The 16579-nt window shown below is 74.7% G+C and carries 13 protein-coding genes; 6 read left to right on the forward strand and 7 right to left on the reverse strand.

Features of this window, described 5'->3' with window-relative positions:
* Positions 1 to 794: 794 nt before the first annotated feature.
* The gene (locus ACZ6ZI_RS16140) at positions 795 to 1391 is read right to left on the reverse strand and encodes a sigma-70 family RNA polymerase sigma factor (protein ID WP_469520748.1); all 597 of its coding nucleotides are present in this window, start codon (positions 1389 to 1391) and stop codon (positions 795 to 797) included.
* A 312-nt stretch (positions 1392 to 1703) separates the two neighbouring features.
* On the opposite strand from ACZ6ZI_RS16140, the gene ACZ6ZI_RS16145 reads away from it, so the two are divergent.
* From ACZ6ZI_RS16145 to ACZ6ZI_RS16155, 3 genes are all read left to right on the forward strand, one after another.
* Positions 1704 to 3704: a hypothetical protein gene (locus ACZ6ZI_RS16145; RefSeq protein WP_469520751.1), complete on the forward strand. Its 2001-nt coding sequence runs from the start codon at positions 1704 to 1706 to the stop codon at positions 3702 to 3704.
* 291 nt (positions 3705 to 3995) lie between these two features.
* The gene (gene metG, locus ACZ6ZI_RS16150; RefSeq protein WP_469520754.1) at positions 3996 to 5717 is read left to right on the forward strand and encodes a methionine--tRNA ligase; all 1722 of its coding nucleotides are present in this window, start codon (positions 3996 to 3998) and stop codon (positions 5715 to 5717) included.
* 173 nt (positions 5718 to 5890) lie between these two features.
* The gene (locus ACZ6ZI_RS16155) at positions 5891 to 7102 is read left to right on the forward strand and encodes a glycosyltransferase 87 family protein (protein WP_469520758.1); all 1212 of its coding nucleotides are present in this window, start codon (positions 5891 to 5893) and stop codon (positions 7100 to 7102) included.
* A gap of 84 nt (positions 7103 to 7186) precedes the next feature.
* Here the strand turns inward: ACZ6ZI_RS16155 and ACZ6ZI_RS16160 are convergent, their stop codons facing one another.
* The 3 genes from ACZ6ZI_RS16160 to ACZ6ZI_RS16170 all read right to left on the reverse strand — a co-directional run bounded on the left by ACZ6ZI_RS16160 (position 7187) and on the right by ACZ6ZI_RS16170 (position 10735).
* Complete coding sequence (locus ACZ6ZI_RS16160; protein ID WP_469520761.1) at positions 7187 to 7843, reverse strand: response regulator transcription factor; 657 nt, start codon at positions 7841 to 7843, stop codon at positions 7187 to 7189.
* The gene (locus tag ACZ6ZI_RS16165) at positions 7831 to 9201 is read right to left on the reverse strand and encodes a sensor histidine kinase (protein ID WP_469520764.1); all 1371 of its coding nucleotides are present in this window, start codon (positions 9199 to 9201) and stop codon (positions 7831 to 7833) included. The genes ACZ6ZI_RS16160 and ACZ6ZI_RS16165 overlap by 13 nt, the downstream gene beginning before the upstream one ends.
* A 61-nt stretch (positions 9202 to 9262) precedes the next feature.
* Positions 9263 to 10735: a YfcC family protein gene (locus ACZ6ZI_RS16170; RefSeq protein ID WP_469521621.1), complete on the reverse strand. Its 1473-nt coding sequence runs from the start codon at positions 10733 to 10735 to the stop codon at positions 9263 to 9265.
* Positions 10736 to 11178: 443 nt separating this feature from the next.
* Here ACZ6ZI_RS16170 and ACZ6ZI_RS16175 point away from each other — a divergent pair, with 443 nt between their 5' ends.
* Together ACZ6ZI_RS16175 and ACZ6ZI_RS16180 are read left to right on the forward strand one after the other, a co-directional pair.
* Positions 11179 to 11796: a hypothetical protein gene (locus tag ACZ6ZI_RS16175; RefSeq protein WP_469520769.1), complete on the forward strand. Its 618-nt coding sequence runs from the start codon at positions 11179 to 11181 to the stop codon at positions 11794 to 11796.
* Between the two features lie 33 nt (positions 11797 to 11829).
* On the forward strand, positions 11830 to 12606 hold the full coding sequence (locus ACZ6ZI_RS16180) for a bestrophin-like domain (protein ID WP_469520772.1): 777 nt from the start codon (positions 11830 to 11832) through the stop codon (positions 12604 to 12606).
* A gap of 74 nt (positions 12607 to 12680) precedes the next feature.
* On the opposite strand, the gene ACZ6ZI_RS16185 is transcribed toward ACZ6ZI_RS16180, so the two are convergent.
* The 3 genes from ACZ6ZI_RS16185 to ACZ6ZI_RS16195 all read right to left on the reverse strand — a co-directional run bounded on the left by ACZ6ZI_RS16185 (position 12681) and on the right by ACZ6ZI_RS16195 (position 15152).
* On the reverse strand, positions 12681 to 13865 hold the full coding sequence (locus tag ACZ6ZI_RS16185; RefSeq protein WP_469520775.1) for an MAB_1171c family putative transporter: 1185 nt from the start codon (positions 13863 to 13865) through the stop codon (positions 12681 to 12683).
* Complete coding sequence (locus tag ACZ6ZI_RS16190) at positions 13862 to 14419, reverse strand: toxin-antitoxin system, toxin component (protein ID WP_469520780.1); 558 nt, start codon at positions 14417 to 14419, stop codon at positions 13862 to 13864. The genes ACZ6ZI_RS16185 and ACZ6ZI_RS16190 overlap by 4 nt, the downstream gene beginning before the upstream one ends.
* Positions 14420 to 14483: 64 nt before the next feature.
* The gene (locus ACZ6ZI_RS16195; RefSeq protein ID WP_363054815.1) at positions 14484 to 15152 is read right to left on the reverse strand and encodes a helix-turn-helix domain-containing protein; all 669 of its coding nucleotides are present in this window, start codon (positions 15150 to 15152) and stop codon (positions 14484 to 14486) included.
* Between the two features lie 217 nt (positions 15153 to 15369).
* On the opposite strand from ACZ6ZI_RS16195, the gene ACZ6ZI_RS16200 reads away from it, so the two are divergent.
* On the forward strand, positions 15370 to 16356 hold the full coding sequence (locus ACZ6ZI_RS16200) for an MmyB family transcriptional regulator (RefSeq protein WP_469520783.1): 987 nt from the start codon (positions 15370 to 15372) through the stop codon (positions 16354 to 16356).
* Positions 16357 to 16579 lie beyond the last annotated feature (223 nt).

A 16579-nucleotide genomic window follows, 5' to 3' on the forward strand; every position in this document is an offset into this window, starting at 1 on the left:
CGGGCGCGCGGGCCCCCGGGGCGGGGGCACCGGCGCGGGGCGGCGGCGCGGCGGGAAGACGGCGCCGGGCCGGGGGCCGGGCGTCGGGGGCGGGGGCGGCGGCAGGAACGCGTCCAGCACCAGGGGCAGCCCCGGCCTCGGCATCGGCACCGGGCCCAGGTCGGGGTCGTCGTGCTGGTCGACGTAGCGCAGGACGGCCGCCTGCGCGCACAGCCGGACCTCGCGCAGTTCGCGGCGCCCGCTCGGGCGGAAGCCCCGGCGGCCCAGCTCGCGCGCCCACACCCGGGCGTCGTGGTGTTCGCCGCGCCGGGAGTGGTCGAGGAAGAGGCAGTACGCGGCCTGCGCGGTGTGGGGGCTGCCCGAGCCGGCGGCGAACTGCCACCAGAAGCGGGACCCCTCCCGCATGCCCGCCAGGTGCAGAAGGCAGCCGAAGACGACCGCCCCGGGCAGGTCGCACTGCCCGCTGTCGAGGAAGCGGTCGAGGTCGCCGCGGGCGCGGGCGTCGCAGACCACGGCGAGGCAGGCCGCCTTGAGGTCGCGCCGGGCCCGCTCGGAGTCGAGCGGGGTGTCGCGGGCGGGATCGCTCCATCCGAAGGGCCGTCGCCGGCCGCCCCGTCCGACGGGGGCGGCCGGGCCGGGAGCGCGCGGGACGCGCAGCAACCGGGCCTCGGCCGCGCCGAGGTCGTAGTGGGGGTAGCGGTCGCGCACGACCGCCCGCTCCAGGAACTCGGCGAGCGGCCTCCGCCCCCGGGCGCCGTCGCCCCGGCCGTCGCGGTCGTGGTCCTCGCGGCCCCTCATGATTCGGCGGACGCGTCGAGCAGCCGGGCCAGGCGCCGGTGCGCCTGGCCGAGCTGGGAACGGACGGTGGCCTCGTCGACGCCCATCACGGCGGCGGCCTCTCCGGGGGTGCACTGGAGCCCGTAGCGCAGCATCACCGTGTCGCGCTGCCGTTCCGCGAGACGGGCGACGGCGGAGTAGAAGCGGATCGCGTCGGTGAGGACCTCGTAGCGGTCGGACGGGGAAGCGGCGGAACCCGACGGGTCGGTGGGGTCGGTGGGCTCGGGGGTGTCGGGGCCGCCGGAGTGGACCTCCTTGAGGGCGGCCTCGAAGGCGCTGATGTCCATCGGCTCGGGTGGTCGGCGGCGCGGGTCGCGGTGTCGTTGCCCGTCGACGATGCGCTGCTTGAGCACGGTCCAGGCGTAGGCGTCGAGCCGGTCCATGTGCAGCATGCGGAGCCATTCGTTCATGATCGAGTCGAACGCGGCGTCCACGGCGTCCTCCGCGGCCGCGTCCGAGCCCAGCTGAAGGTACGCGAAGCGCATGTACGCGGGACGCCGGTTGGCGTGGAAGGCCCAGTACGACAGGCGCGCGGTCGGATCCCACTGACTCATGGGCGTCGGCTGCCGCCGTCGGCTGGGCAGGCCCACGGCCCCACCGGACTCCTCCGGTCCGCCATCGTTCACCGTTCCCCACCTCATCCCCTGTGCGCGGCCCATCAGACCAGCGCCGGCGCGTTCCGGGGGCGCGGAGCGGCAAGATGGAGGATTACGGCCGTCGACGATCGAGTGGTGATCGGGAACGATCGGGACGCGTTTCAGCGGGCACGGACGCATATGCCCTGTCGGTGGGGGCGCACGGTGCAAGTGCGCCGGGGAGACCCGCGGGGCGTGTGACCATCCCACGAATCACTCGTTTGACGGGCCGTGGCTTCCTCACAACGCCCCGGCTCCACGCCGCAGACGCCCCCCGGTCCCTCCCCGCGGCCACCGCGCGCGCGGAGCGCGGTCGAGCAGGCCGAGGCCGTCCTCGTCGAGCACTACCCCCGGCTCGTGCGACTGGCCTACGTGACCCTCCCCGACTCCCTCACCCGGCACGACCGGATCCTCCTCGCGCACCGCGCCGTCCAGCGCGCCCTGCCCCGCGCCGGCGCCGTCCGGGCCGCGCCGGCCGGCCCCGGCGGCCCGGGCGGGCCGTTGGAGGAGGTGCGGGTACGCGTCCTGCGCGCCGTCCTCGCCCCCGGCGGCCGCACCCGACTGCCGCCGCTGCGCCTCATCCGGCCGTGCACCCCTCCCTACGTGTGGGGGCTGCGCATGTGGCCCCCGGCGGGCGGGATCGACGAGGCGGCCCGTCTGGTGGCCGGGGCGCCCGGCCCGGTCCGGGCGGCCTTCGCCCTGCACCGGCTGGAGGGACTCCCCGAGGAGGCGGCGGTACGGCTCCTCGCCGCGGCCGGGGCCGGCGACCCCGAGGACGCCGTGCGCGAGGCCCGCGCCCTACCCGTCGGCGAAACGCTCCTGCGGGAGCTGCGCAACCCCGCCCACGACGCCAGCGTGGTCAGCGCCCGCCCCACCGACCTGCTGCGCCGCCGCCGCAGGGTCCGCGCCGGCTGGGCCGCCCTGGCCGCGTTCGCCCTGGCCTGCACCGTCCTCACCGCCGACGGGTCGGCGCCGCGCACCGAGACGACCCCCGCCGCCGGGCCGGTCGCCGCCCGGGCACTGGATCCGGCCCGGCTGGTCCGCGTACCCGCCGAGGCCTGGGCCGACACCGCCCGCGTGGACTTCACCGCCTGGCCCGCCCGGGGCGCGCGCACCGCGGACCGGGCCCTGCTCGCCCGCGCCCTGGGCGCCTGGGCCGCCCGGCCCGGATCGGTCACCGTCACCACCGCCCCCGGCACCGCCGCCGACCCGCCCGCGCACTCCCCGCGGCTGCTGTACGCCGGGGACGTGCCCGGACCGGACGCCGGCGGCGCGCGCGCCGTGGTGGTCCTGCTCGACGGCGACCGGATCGCACGCTACGCCGAGGCCGCGGGCGGCCCGCGCGCACGCACCCTGGACCTCGCCCGCACGGACGAGGCCGGGGTCACCACGGCCGCCGCCCTGACCCTGACCCGGGACGGGGCCGGCGGCTCCGCGCGCTACCTGCTCGCCCCGTGGATCGCCGGCGCCGGCGTCCGCGACCTGCTGCGCGCCGGGGACGCGGCCCGGCCCCTGACGGTGGGCGCCGACGGGGTCACGCCCCCGGTGGAGGTGCCGCGGGGCGACGGCCCGTGCGCCGCGTGGCCCGCGCTGGAACTGACCTCCTCCGCCCGCATCGTCGAGAAGCACGCCTTCGTCCTCGCCGACCTGGGCGGGCTCACCCCCGTCCACCTCACCCACACCCCCCTGCCCGACGGACCCGGGGCCGTGCCGGCCCGCCAACCCCGCGAGGCGACCGGCCCGGCCGCGCGCGCCGACTGGGCGCCCGTCGTCTGCGGGCTGCGGGAACTGCGCGGCGGCGCGACCCGGGCCGTCAACCTCTGGGCCTTCGCCGAGACCGAACTCCCCGACGGCGCCGGCCGGGCCCGCTGGACCTGCACCCGCGCCTCCGGCTGGGCCGGGCCCGGCGACGTGCTCGTCCAACTGCGCCCGCCCGCCGGACCCCCGCTGGACGTCGCCCGTGCCCGGTCCACCGCCGCCTGCGGACGCTTCGGGCAGCACCTGCTGGCCGGCACCCGCTGGCGTTCCCCGGCGGGCCGCGCGTACCTGCTGGCCGCCGGGAGCCGCGAGGTCACCGGCATCACCGCGACCGGCGCCGTCCGGGCCGAGGCGGACGGACGCGCCCTGGCCGCCCCCGCCGGACCCGAGGGCGCCCCCGTGACGCTGACGGGCCGGCTCGCGAGCGGCGCCCGGATCACGGCCCTCGACGGCGCGGGCGGCGGCCGGGACTGACGCCGCGGCGACCCCCGCCGCCGGTCCGCGAGACCGGTCCGCCGCCGGTCCGACACCGGTCCGGCGGCGCCTTCGGGCGGCTGTAGCATGGGCCCATTGCGAGGGCCGTGACGGAGAGGTCACAGCCCTCGCTCGTTTTTGCGCCATGTCCACCCACAGAAATGCGGGCGCGTGCCGTTTCGACGGTTCGATACGATGAACCGCGTCACAGTCCGTCACAGACGGCCCGGTACCGCACGCTTTCGCACTCAGTGACCGTCGTCACGCACAAATGAAATGGAGCATCCGAGGATGGCTCGACACCTGATCACCAGCGCGCTTCCGTACATCAACGGGATCAAGCACCTGGGCAACATGGTCGGGTCGATGCTTCCGGCGGATGTGTACTCCCGGTACCTCCGCCAGCGCGGCCACGACGTCCTGTACATCTGCGCCACCGACGAGCACGGCACCCCCGCCGAACTCGCCGCCAAGGAGGCCGGCATCTCGGTCGCCGACTTCTGCGCGCAGGCCCACGACGCCCAGAAGGCCGTCTACGACGGCTTCGAGCTGTCCTTCGACTACTTCGGTCGCAGCTCCTCCGCGCAGAACGCCGAGATCACCCAGCACTTCGCGCGCCGGCTCCAGGAGAACGGCTTCATCGAGGAGCGCGCGATCCGGCAGGTCTACTCGCCCGCCGACGGCCGCTTCCTCCCGGACCGGTACGTCGAGGGCACCTGCCCGCACTGCGGTTACGACAAGGCCCGCGGCGACCAGTGCGAGAACTGCACCCGCGTCCTGGACCCCACGGACCTGATCGAGCCCCGCTCGGCCATCTCCGGCTCCACCGAGCTGGAGGTCCGCGAGACCAAGCACCTCTTCCTCCTCCAGTCCAAGCTCCAGGTCGAGGTCGAGGCCTGGGTCGCCGAGCACGAGGAGGAGTGGCCGCAGCTGGCGTCCTCCATCGCCCGCAAGTGGCTGACCGAGGGCCTGCACGACCGTGCCATCACCCGTGACCTCGACTGGGGCGTCCCCGTCCCGGTCGACACGTGGCCCGAGCTGGCCGCCGAGGGCAAGGTCTTCTACGTCTGGTTCGACGCCCCGATCGAGTACATCGCCTCCACCAAGGAGTGGTCGGACGCCGACCCGGCCAACCGCGACTACAAGTCCTGGTGGTACGAGGCCGAGGACGTCCGCTACACCCAGTTCATGGCCAAGGACAACGTCCCGTTCCACACGGTGATGTTCCCGGCCACCGAGCTGGGCACCCGCGAGCCGTGGAAGATGGTCGACTACGTCAAGGCCTTCAACTGGCTGACGTACTACGGCGGCAAGTTCTCCACCTCGCAGAAGCGCGGCGTCTTCACCGACCAGGCGCTGGAGATCCTCCCGGCCGACTTCTGGCGCTACTTCCTCATCGCGAACGCGCCCGAGTCCGACGACTCCTCGTTCACGTGGGAGCACTTCGCCGCCACGGTCAACAAGGACCTCGGCGGCACCCTCGGCAACTTCGTCAACCGCGTACTGACCTTCTCCCGCAAGAAGTTCGGCGACGAGGTCCCCGCCGGCAGCCCCGCCGGCGAGGTCGAGGCCAAGCTGGGCGAGCAGATCGCCGAGCTGCTGGCCGAGTACGAGGGCCACATGGAGTCCCTCCAGTACCGCAAGGCCGCCGCCGCGCTGCGCGCCCTGTGGTCCGCCGGAAACGCCTACCTCGACGAGAAGGCCCCCTGGCTGGAGGTCAAGACCGACCTGGAGGGCGCGGCGCTGACCCTGCGCACCGCGATGAACCTCATCCACCTCTACTCGGTGGTCTCCGAGCCCTTCATCCCGGCCTCGGCGCGGGTCATGCGCTCCGCGTTCGCGCTCGCCGACGACACGGCGACGTGGGTGTCCCCGGAGCAGGCGAAGGCGCTGGACGCGGTTCCGGCCGGTACCCCGTTCACCGTCCCGCCGGTGCTCTTCGCGCGGATCACCGAGGAGGACCTGGAGTCCTACCGCGAGCGCTTCGGCGGCGACCCGGAGGCCCAGGCCTAAGTCGTACGGTCCGAAGGGGCGCGACCCGCGGGGTCGCGCCCCTTCGGCGTTCCCGCCCTTCGGCGTTCCCGCCCTTCGGCGTTCCGGGCGGCGGCGGGGGTAGGGAAAACCCGACCGCGAAGGCTCCACCTGGGCGTGCAGACCCGGCGGACCCGCGCGGCTGGAATGGGGGCATGACCCCTCCTCCCGTCGTCCGCCGCGCCGGCGGCTGGCTGCTCGCCGCCGTCTGGGCCCTGTCGTTCCCGCTGTTCTCCTCCCTGGGCCCGCACCGGCTGTGGGGCTGGTGCGCGGCCGCCGGCTACCTCTCCGCCGCGGGCGCCGCCGCCCTCGGACGCCGCCGCGCCGCGCTCGGCGCGGCCCTGGTGGGCGCCGTCGCCGTACCCCTGCTGTACCTGGTCCTGACCGGGCAGGGCCAGTCCGAGGTGGCGGTGATCGAACGCTCCGGGCGGCTCCTGCTCGACTCCGGACGCCTCTACGTGGACGGGCCGACCCGGGTCGAGGACTACACCCCCTACCTCCCCGCCACCGCCCTCCTCGGCCTCCCGCGCGCCCTGCTCGACGGCGCCTTCGGCCCGGGCGGGGAGTGGGCGGTGCGGCTGTCGGGCGACGCCCGGCTCTGGTGCGCGGCCGCCCTGTTCGGCTGCCTCGCGGCCGGTCGCCGGCTGCTGGGCTCCGCCCCCTCCCCGCTGCTCCCGCTCCTCGTGGCCTCGCCGGTGGTGGCGATGCCGCTCGTGGTGAGCGGGGTGGACCTGCCGCTGGCGGGCCTGTGCTGCCTGGCGCTCGCGGCGGCCGTGTCCGGGCGGCCGGTGGTCGCCGGGGCGGCCCTCGCGGTGGCCTGCGGCCTCAAGTGGACGGCGCTGCCGGCCGTCGCGGTCGTCCTCGCCGTCCTCGCCGCCGGACGGGGCCCGCGGGCCGCCCTGCGCTGCGCCGGGACGGCGGCCCTCGGCACGGCCGTCCTGGTGGCGCCGGCGGCGCTGCTCCAGCCGGCGGAGCTGTGGCGGCAGGTGTTCGCCTTCCCCACCGGGCGGGCCGAGGTCGCGACCCCGGCGGGCAGCCCGCTGCCGGGGCACCTGCTGGCCGGACTCGGGCCGTGGGGCTGGCACCTGACGGTGGGGCTGCTCGTGACGGGCGGCCTGGCGGTGGCCCTCTCCCTGGTGGTGCGGCCGCCGCGCACCCTCGTGGCGGCGGCCGACCGCCTGGCGTTCGGCCTCACCCTGGCCTTCCTGCTGGCCCCGGCCGGGCGCTTCGGCTACCTGGCGCTGCCGCTCCTGCTGGTGGTCTGGGCGCGGTCGGCGACGGTCCCCGGGACCTCCCGCGTGGTCGCCGGCTCCGCCGGGCGCGGAGCCCGCGGCGCGGCCGTGCCGCACCGCGCGAACCCGGCCTAGTGCCTGCCGTCGAACTCCCGCCTGCCCCGCGGCGTCCGGGCGGCGACAGGAGTGTGACGACAGGCCCTGGCGCGGGGCGGCGGGTCAGGGTCCGGTGCCCCGCAGGTGGGCCAGGACCGCCAGGACGCGCCGGTTGCCCTCGGTCGGGTCCAGGTCCAGCTTCGTGAAGATGCTGCTCGCGTGCTTGACGACGGAGGCCTCGGTGATGAACAGCCGCGCGGCGAGCGCCTGGTTGTTGAGGCCCTCGGCCATCAGGGCCAGCACCTCGCGCTCGCGCGGCGTCAGCCGGGCCAGGGGCCGGTCCGCCGCCCGGGGGGCGAGCAGGACCCGCACCACCTCCGGGTCGATGACCGTTCCGCCCTCGTGGACCCGGCGCAGGGCGTCGAGGAACTCCGTCACGTCGCCGACCCGGTCCTTGAGCAGGTAGCCCAGGCCGGCCGCCGAGGCGCCGGTGAACAACTGGGTCGCGTACGCGGTGGCCACGTACTGCGAGAGCACCAGGACCGGCAGGGAGGGGTCCCCGGCGCGCAGTTCGAGCGCGGCCCGCAGGCCCTCGTCGCGCAGCCCCGGCGGCATCCGTACGTCGGTGACCACCACGTCGGGCCGTTCGGTCGCGACCGCCCGCAGCAGGCCCGGGGCGTCGCCGACGGCGGCGAGGACCCGGTGGCCGCCGAGGGTCAGCAGTTCCGACAGTCCGGCCCGCAGCAGGACGGAGTCCTCGGCGATGATCACCCGGAGCACGGGACCTCCACCCGGAGTTCGGTGGGCCCGCCCACCGGACTGGACACCATCAGCCTGCCCTCCAACATCGCCACCCTGTCCGCGAGACCCGCCAGGCCCGCTCCCGCGCCGGGGTCCGCCCCGCCGCGGCCGTCGTCGGTGACGGTCAGGACGAGCCGGCCACCCTCGACCCTACCGGCGACGGCGACGTGCTCGGCGCCGCTGTGCTTGGCGGCGTTGGCGAGGGCCTCCGTGACGGTGAAGTAGGCGGTGACCTCGACCCGTTCCGCCAGGCGGGGCACGTCGAGGTCCACCTCGACCGGCACGGGATGGCGCAGCGCCACCTCCGTCACGGCGGCGGAGAGTCCGTGGTCGGTCAGGACCTGGGGGTGGATGCCCCGTACGAGGTCGCGGAGTTGCTCCAGGGCCCGTCTGGCCTCGGCGCGACCCCGGTTGACCAGCGCCACGGCCTCGGCCGTGTCCTCCGTCGCGGGGACTGCCCGCAGCCGCATCTCCGCGAGCCCCAACGTCATCCCGAGGGCGACCAGTTGCTGCTGCGCGCCGTCGTGGAGGTCCCGTTCGATGCGCCGACGTTCCGCCTCGAAGGCGTCGACGAGGCGGACCCGCGAGCGCGTCAGTTCCAGGACCCGTTCGTCCTCCTCGCGCGGCCCGAGCAGCAGCCGGGCGGCCTTCACCTGCGCTCCGGCGACGAGCCCGCCCGCGTACGCCGTCACGGCGAGGGCGAGCAGACCGACGGCCGTGCCGCCCAGGGCCTCCAGCGGTCCGGCCACGGCCCGGCCGGGTATCAGCATCACCGGTTCCGGGGCGAGCGCCCACACGACGACCGGGGACACGACGAGCGTCACGGAGAAGGCCAGCAGGACGAGCACGCCGAAGCCGGCGGGCGCGAACACCACCCCGAGCAGGGCGGCGTGGCCGAACTCCCGCCAGGTGGCCCGCTCCCGCAGCCTGGTCCGCAGCCAGGCGGCGGCGCCGGCCCCGGCGAGCGAGGTGTGCGGGTCGGGCACCGGCAGGGGGTCCACCCAGCGCAGTCGGCGTCGTTCCAGCTCCCCGAGCGGCACCGCGCCCGCCAGGGCGGTCACCAGGAGCAGCAGCCCGATCCCGACCACGGCCAGCAGCAGCCCGAGCCCGACGAGCAGCGCCAGCGCGACCAGGACCGCGCAGCCGAGCGCGAATCCGCTCCCGAGGTACGCCCAGCACCGCCAGGGCCACCACGAGAACAGGAACCGGCGCGGACGTCCCAGCAGCGCCCACACGGCCACGGGGGATTGCGCGCGCGGGTCGGCGCCGGCGCCCACGGGCGCTCCCGCTCCCGCACCCGCTCCCGTACCCGACACCCCGTCCGGCTTCCCGTCCATGTCCACGCCCCCTTCGGCCGAACCGTCAGCCTACGGGGGCGGGCGCCCGACGGGCGCCGCGTCACATCGCTGCGCCCAGGACGAGGAAGCCGCAGATCAGCACGGCCAGGATGGCCAACAGCGGCCAGATGAAACGCAGGTACTTGTCGTACCCGACCTTCGCGAGGGCGACGCCGCCGATGACCACGGCCGAGGTCGGGACCCACAGGTTCATCCAGCCGCTGGCGGACTGCCAGGCCGTCACCACCACCGCGCGGGAGACCCCCGCGAAGTCGGCCAGCGGGGCCAGGATGGGCATGGCGAGGGTGGCGTGGCCGGAGGTGGAGGGGATCAGGAAGGCGAGGGGCAGGTTGACCAGGAAGACGATCACCGCGAACAGTCCGGCCGAAGTCCCGCTCACCACGCCCTCGATGGAGTGCAGCACGGTGTCCGTGATCTTCGAGTTGTTCATGATGACGGTGACCCCGCGCGCCAACATGATGACCAGGGCCGGGGAGATGAAGTCGGCGGCCCCCTGGACGATCGTCGCGCTGATCCTCGCCTCGCCCATCCGGGCCACCGCGCCGACCAGGACCGCGGCGCACAGGAAGAGGGCCGACAGCTGGGGGAAGGACCAGTCCAGCTCCCAACCGTACGGGGTCGCGTCGGCCCGGCCGGTGAGGGCGCTCGACCAGGGCACCACCGAGAAGATCATGAAGGCGAAGACCAGCACCAGCAGGAGGAGCACGGTCTTGTGCAGGCGGGTCAGCACCGGCGGTTCGTCCGCGTCGGCGGCGGCCTTCTCCATCCGGTCGCCGGGCAGGAACCCGCACAGGGACTTCGACGGATCCCGCCGCACGCGGCGCGCGTAGCGGATCACGTAGAGGACCGTGACGGCCGTGAGGACCACCCACATGGCGAAGCGCAGCACGATCCCGTCGCCCAGCGAGATGTCGGCGGCGGAGGAGGCCACGCCGGTCGCGAACGGGTTCACGGTGGAGCAGAGCACACCGACGCCGGCGCCCAGGATGGCGGCGCCGACGGCGACGAGCCGGTCGTAGCCCAGCGCCAGCATCATCGGCACCAACAGGCCGTAGAAGCCGAGGGTCTCCTCCGCGAAGCCCTCCACGGTGCCGAGGACGGAGAAGACCACCATCACGGCGGCGATCAGCAGCGCGCCGCGGTCGCGCAGGCGGTGGGCGAGGAGGGCGATGCCCCGGTCGAGGGCGCCGGTGGCGAACACGACGGTGATGAACGCGCCGATCGCCAGGACGAACAGGAACACGCCCGCGGCGCCGTACAGGTCTCCGGTCAGGCTCGGGCCGACCTCGCGGGTGGCGGGGTCCTGGATGCCGTACAGGCCGTTGACGGGGGCCAGGAAGAGGTCGTTCAGGCGGTCGGTGAAGCTCTGGGTGTCGTCGACCCGGTGGTAGGTGCCCGAGAGCGGGGCGCCGCCGTCGTTGCGCTCGTACTCGCCGGCCGGGACCAGGAAGGCCAGCAGCCAGATCGCGAGGGTGACCAGGGCCAGGATGGTGAGGGCGCTGGGGAAGCGCATGGCCCTGGGGGCGGCGGGCCCGGGGTCCGGCGGCGGCGCGGCCGGGGCGGGCGGCCCGGGCGGGCGGGGTGCGTCCGGGGTGCCTCGGCCGTCCGTGTCCACGCGCCACCGTCCCTTCGGTGCTGCCGAGCTGCGGGTACGTCCTCCTTCCGATCATCGGACGACCCGGGGCGCGCCGTCGTGACGGGATGGGCCGGGAGGGTGAGCGTGAGGACGACGGCGCCCCGGGGGCGGTCCGGCGGTGCTCCGGCGCGGTCCGGCGGTGCCCTGGCGCGGTCCGGGGCGGTCCGGCGCGGTCCGGCGCGGTCCGGTCGGGCGGGGCCGGCCGTTCGAAGGCGTCCCCCGGACAGGGACACCGACCCGTCCGCCGCGTGTCGAAGCGCCGACTTGATCGTTTCTTCGGCAGTGACCCTCGTACCGGGTGCCGAATCGGGAGGACCGCGGTGACGGCTTGGCAGTACTACGCCGCGGCGGGGCTGGTGGCGGCCTCGTGCCCCCTCCACGGCCACGTCGCGGTCGCCGGGGACGGCCACGGCCGCGGGGCGCGGGTCGACGTGTGCGTCCCGGGCGGCCCGCCGAGGCCCCCCGCCGTGCTCCCCGGCCCCGCCCCCCGACCGCAGGGCCCCCGCCCCCACGTCCCCGGGTCACCCGTACCGCGCCCCGGGGCGCCGTCGGTACGGGTGACCCTGCCGGGCGAGTCGCGCCCGACCGCGAGCCACCCGGGACTGGCCCCCGCTCCGCCGGCGGCGCCGGAACCCGCGCCCCCGGCACCGGGGGACGATCCGAAGCCCGCGCCGGCCGAACCGACCGCGCCGGCCGCCGAGGACCCGCCGGAGCCCGCCGCGGCGCGGGCCCCGGCCCCGCCCGCGGTCGCGGCCGGCGCCGCGTTCACGAGCGCGTTCCACGTGCGCCCGTACCGCTCCGTGGCCCTGGCCCGACGGGGCCCGGACGGCATGGGCACCATGATGCTGATGGTGGTCGTCGCCACCCCGGCCGTGCTCGCCGCCGCCGCGCTGCGCCCCCGCTCCAAGGGCCGTGGCGCCGGCGCCACGGCCCGCTGACGCCCCCACCGACCCACGAACGGGAGACCCCTCGTGTCCGAATGGCTGGTCCTGGCCATCGCCATGGTGCTCGTCTGCGCCGCCGTCCTCACCATGACGACCATCCGGCACCGCCGGGTCGCGGCCGACGAGGACACCAGCGAAACCCCCGACGTCATCGAGTACATGATGATGATGGTCGGCGTGGTCTACGCGATCGTCCTGGGCCTGGCCATCGCGGGCGTGTGGGAGGCCCGCGGCGCCGCCGAGGACAGCGTGCGCCGCGAGGCGCAGTCGCTGTACGAGGTCAGCCAGCGCGCCGACGTCTACCCGGCCGTCGTCCGCGACCGCATCCGCGGCGAGGTCGACGCGTACGTCGCCCACACCGTGGCGGTGGACTGGCCGCGGATGGCCGACGGCGAGAACGCCTCCGCCGAGGGCGCGCGCCTGCTCGGCAAGCTGCGCACGGACGTCACCCACCAGACGCCCGCGACCGAACTCCAGGCGCAGGCCTACCAGCCGCTCCTCGACCACATCGCGGCCGCGGACGACGCCCGGCACTCGCGCACCCAGAGCGACGAGACCACGCTGCCGGACGTGATCTGGGTCGGGCTCGTGGTCGGCGGCGTCGTCACGATCGGGCTCATCTTCACCCTGCAGATCCGCCGGTCCGGGCGGGAGCTGCTGCTCGCGGGGCTGTTCAGCGCCCTGATCGTGTTCCTGCTGTTCATGGTCTGGAGCTTCGACGCGCCGTACGGGCGGGACGGGGTCGACTCGGCGGCTCCCTTCCAGGACCTCTTCCCGAAGACGTCGGTCACGGCCTCCCGCTGAGGGCCGGCCCGTCCGCGGGCGCGGATCGACCCGCTCGCGGGCGCGGATCGGCCCGTCCGCCGGCGCGTGTGGGCTCAGCCGCCGGCGGGGGTGGCCCGGCGCCGGGTCGCCGCCACCACCGGCGAGTGCCGCAGCGCGTGCGAGATGCGGACGAGGTCACGGGGCCCGTCCGCCATGATGAGCACCCGTTCCCCCTCGCCGGTGTCCTCCGCCGCCGTCCCCTCCGGGTCGGCGGCGCTCGTGCGCACGGCGGCAGCCACCATCGCGGCGTCGGCGACGGCGCGGGCGGTCTCCTCGTCGGCGCCGTGGGCGAGGGCCTCCTCGTAGGCGGCGTCCCGGTGCCGGCGGTCGAAGCAGGGACCCAGGCGCAGGAACCCGTCGTGGATGTCGGACTCCCGCTGGATCACCCGGATCTCGGCCGGCGACCACCAGGACATCCGCACCCCCGGGGTACCGGCCGGGGCGGTGCTCTGGACCTCGTGCCAGAGCGTGCCGAGCCGGCGGTACGTCGACCAGGTCTGCCAGCTGTCCGAGGTGCGCTGGCACACCAGCGGCAGGATGAAGCCCACGGCGCTGATGAGGGCGCCGGCGGAGGCCAGCGGCGGGGCGACGTAGGTGCTCAGGTCGTCGAGGTTGTGGCCCAGCCAGCGGGCGACGACCGCCGACATCTTCGTGGCGTCGTAGGTCAGGCTGAAGGCGTAGCCCGCCACGATGATCACCAGGCCGCCGCGCAGCCAGCCGCGGACCTGGAGCGACCAGCGCCAGCACATCGCGACCATCGTCATGGCCGCCACGTTGTGCGCCAGCAGGTAGGCGGCGATCATCACGCGGATGTACGGGGTGTTCGCGTAGAAGGTGTCGAAGTCGCGCAGCCGCTGTTCCGGGGCGTCGCCCAGGGCGAACAACACCATGATGGCGACGACGACGGTGGCGTAGCCCGAGATCCAGCGGCGCGAGGTGGCCCGGATCTCCTCGGCCGGACCGCCGCGCCAGTTGAACATGAGCACCAGGCAGGAGGCGCTGAAGGCGGTCATCAGGCAGTAGACGAGCGGGGCGGAGAAGTTGGGGATGCCCGTCCACTCGTTGACGGCGTCGATGGTGGGCGGGGCGGCGAAGGTGAAGACCGCCCCGGCCAGGGTCAGCAGGACACAGACCGACCGCAGGAGCGGGTCGCGCCAGTTGTTGCGCAGGGCCGGCAGCTTGAAGACGAGCGCGATCGCCATCGCCGCCGCCGGAATGTAGTAGTCCTGTCCTTTCAACGGTCGTTCCTGTGCCCCCGGTAGCCGAGGGAGGTCTCGATGCGGCCGGCCAGCTCGTCGCGGTGGGCCGGGGCCCGGTGCGCGGCGGAACCGGCCAACCAGGTGCGACACCGACTGCCGAGCAGCAGGCCGAAGGTCTCGGCCTCGGTCTCCTCCTGGACGTCGGCGCGGGTGCGCGCGGCGACGCTGCGGACCGTCTCGCCGATGTCCACCCCGTCCGTCAGCAGCCGGGCGGCGACGGCGGCGCCGTCGACGTGGTGGCTGCAGTGGCCGGCCTTCATGTGCCACAGCTCGTGCCCGAGGATCACCAACTGGTGGTCCGGCGCGGTGCGCTCCTCGATGACCACCAGATCGCGGTCCGCCATGTCGAGCCACAGCCCACTGGCCGTCCCCTGGGGGAAGGAAGCCATCCGGAACTCCACCGGGCGCCCGCGATGCCGGCTCATGCCCTCGCAGAGGGCGGCGTAGAGGTCCACGGGTTCCACGGGGGCGGCCAGCTTGATGCCGGCCACCAGCTCCGCGCACAACCGGCGCTGCGCTCTGCCTATGCTCACCGTTCTCCCCGTCGGCGCGGATCCGGATCAGGACTCAAGGATCAGATCCAGACTTTCGACTGGGTCATGATTCGTTCGGTTTGACGCTTTCGAGAAGCATGTCCAGCCATTCGGTCACCTTGTCCCGGTGCTTGTCGCTGGGCAGTTGCGCGGCCCGCCAGGCGATGCCCCGTACGCCGTGGTTCTGCAGGAGTCTTGCCAGCGGATCGCCCGCCGAAGCGGCCTCGGCCGGTACGGTCTGGCGTTCGTGTTTCGCGAAGTCCTGGAGCAGCTGCTGCTCGGTCCGCTGGAGCGCGTCGGTCAGGGCGTCGGCGTCGTGGGCGGTGAGGAAGCCGGCGTGGACCCCGAAGAAGCGCTGGATGGCGTCACAGTGTTCCATGGTGGGGCGGCGGTCGCCGTTGATCAGGGCGCCGGCCTGCTGGCGCGACATCCCGGCGCCGTCCGCGATCTCCTGCTGCGTGTAGCGGCGCCCGTTGGATTTGACCCGGGTGCGGCGGAGCAGGTCGAGGCGCTGGAGGAAGCGCGCCTGGAGGTCGGGTTCGCCGGCCCGTCGGCCGTCGAGCAGGGTTTTGATCACGTCCGTCGGGACCCCGGAGGCCTCGGAGAGCCGGCGCAGGTCGAAGACCTGGTTCACGTCACGGCCCATTTTGTTCGCGAGTTCGGCGACCCGCGTGACGGTCGCTGCCAGGGGCGCGTTGGCCACCGCGACGGGAGCCGGGAAGCCGTCTGTCACCAGTGGTTCTCCTAGATCGCGCGAGGTCAGTGGGCACGTGGTCGGCCTCAGGGAATCTATCCGGTCTGCCTCGGGAGAGCCAGAACTTGCCACAGCTGTGGCGGGAATGAGCTGTCGCAAGGCTGGAATTGCCACAATAGTTGACACTCGAATGAAGTCGGTAGCAGGATCGCCACACGGAAATGAAGATCCAGACCGTGAGGAGGGGGAGCTCTCGGTGCCACATCTCGCAGCGGTGGGCCAGTCCGATGGCCTCGTCCGAGCCGGTGAGGAGCGCCTGGCGGGCGAGGAGTCCGCGCCCGGCGCGGTGCGGTCGGAGCGGCGCAAGGAGATTTTGCGCCAGCGCCGTGAGGAACTGGGCCTGAGCCAGGAAGACCTCGCCTCAAGACTGCGCATCAGCGTCCGTGCCTACGGGAACTGGGAGCGCGGGCTGGTCAAGGAGTGGACGGACCGCAAACTGCTCGCCCTGGCCGAGGCCCTGGAGATGAGCGAGCGGCAGTGCTTCTGGCTCTTCCGGGTCATGGTCGACCGGGACCCGCCGCCCACCTGGCGCGCGGCCGAGGAGAACCGTCTGCCCCGGGACCCGGCCCAGCGCGACTACCTGTGCGACTACGCGGCCCTGATGGAGGCCTCGCCCTACCCGACGTTCCTGGTGGACCACCGGTGGGACGTGGCGCTGACCAACTCGGCCTTCGACCGGCTCTTCCAGACGGTGCGCCCGCACCCGACGGCCCTGCCGGACGACAACTTCCTGCGCTTCGTGCTGTTCCACCCGGACGCCGCGGCCGTGCTGGAGGACCACGAACCGGGCTGGTGCGTACCGCTGTTGGCGCAGTTCGCCGCGGCGCTGGCCGCCGCGCCGGACGACGAGGGGCTGCGGAGCATCCGTCAGGAGGTGGCCCGCGACCCGTTCATGGAGGCGGCCTACCGCTACGGGGTCCCGCACTGGCTGAGCACCCACGGGGAGCAGGCCGCGGAGCGGGACGGCGCGGTGCGGACCGTCCGCCACCCCGAGTCCGGTTGGGGCACGGTGCGCTGCCGGCTGGTGGCGGAATCCGGCCACATGCTGGAGGCGATGGGGCTCACGCGGATCACCTTCGTGCTCTCCGCCCCGCAGGGAACGCCGACCGGTCCGGTGCGCGACGGCGGCGTCCCGCGGCAGCAGGGACCGCGCCTGCGGGCCGTGCCCTCGCCGGTCGACTGAACGGACGGGGGACACTGGTCCCCTGAAGCGTGTGCCACGGCCCCCGGCGGCCCGGCCCCCGGCGCGGTCCCCGCGTCGCGGTCGGCGGCGGGGGCGGATGCCACGGTCGGTGCCACGATCCGTGTCACCGCGCGAATGTCACCGATCGTGGCATCGGGCGGGACTCGGCGCCACCGACCGGGCGACGGCGGCCACGGCCGGGGAACGCCCCGGCCGGCGGGTC

The sequence above is a fragment of the Streptomyces sp. NPDC103540 genome (genome assembly GCF_055584445.1).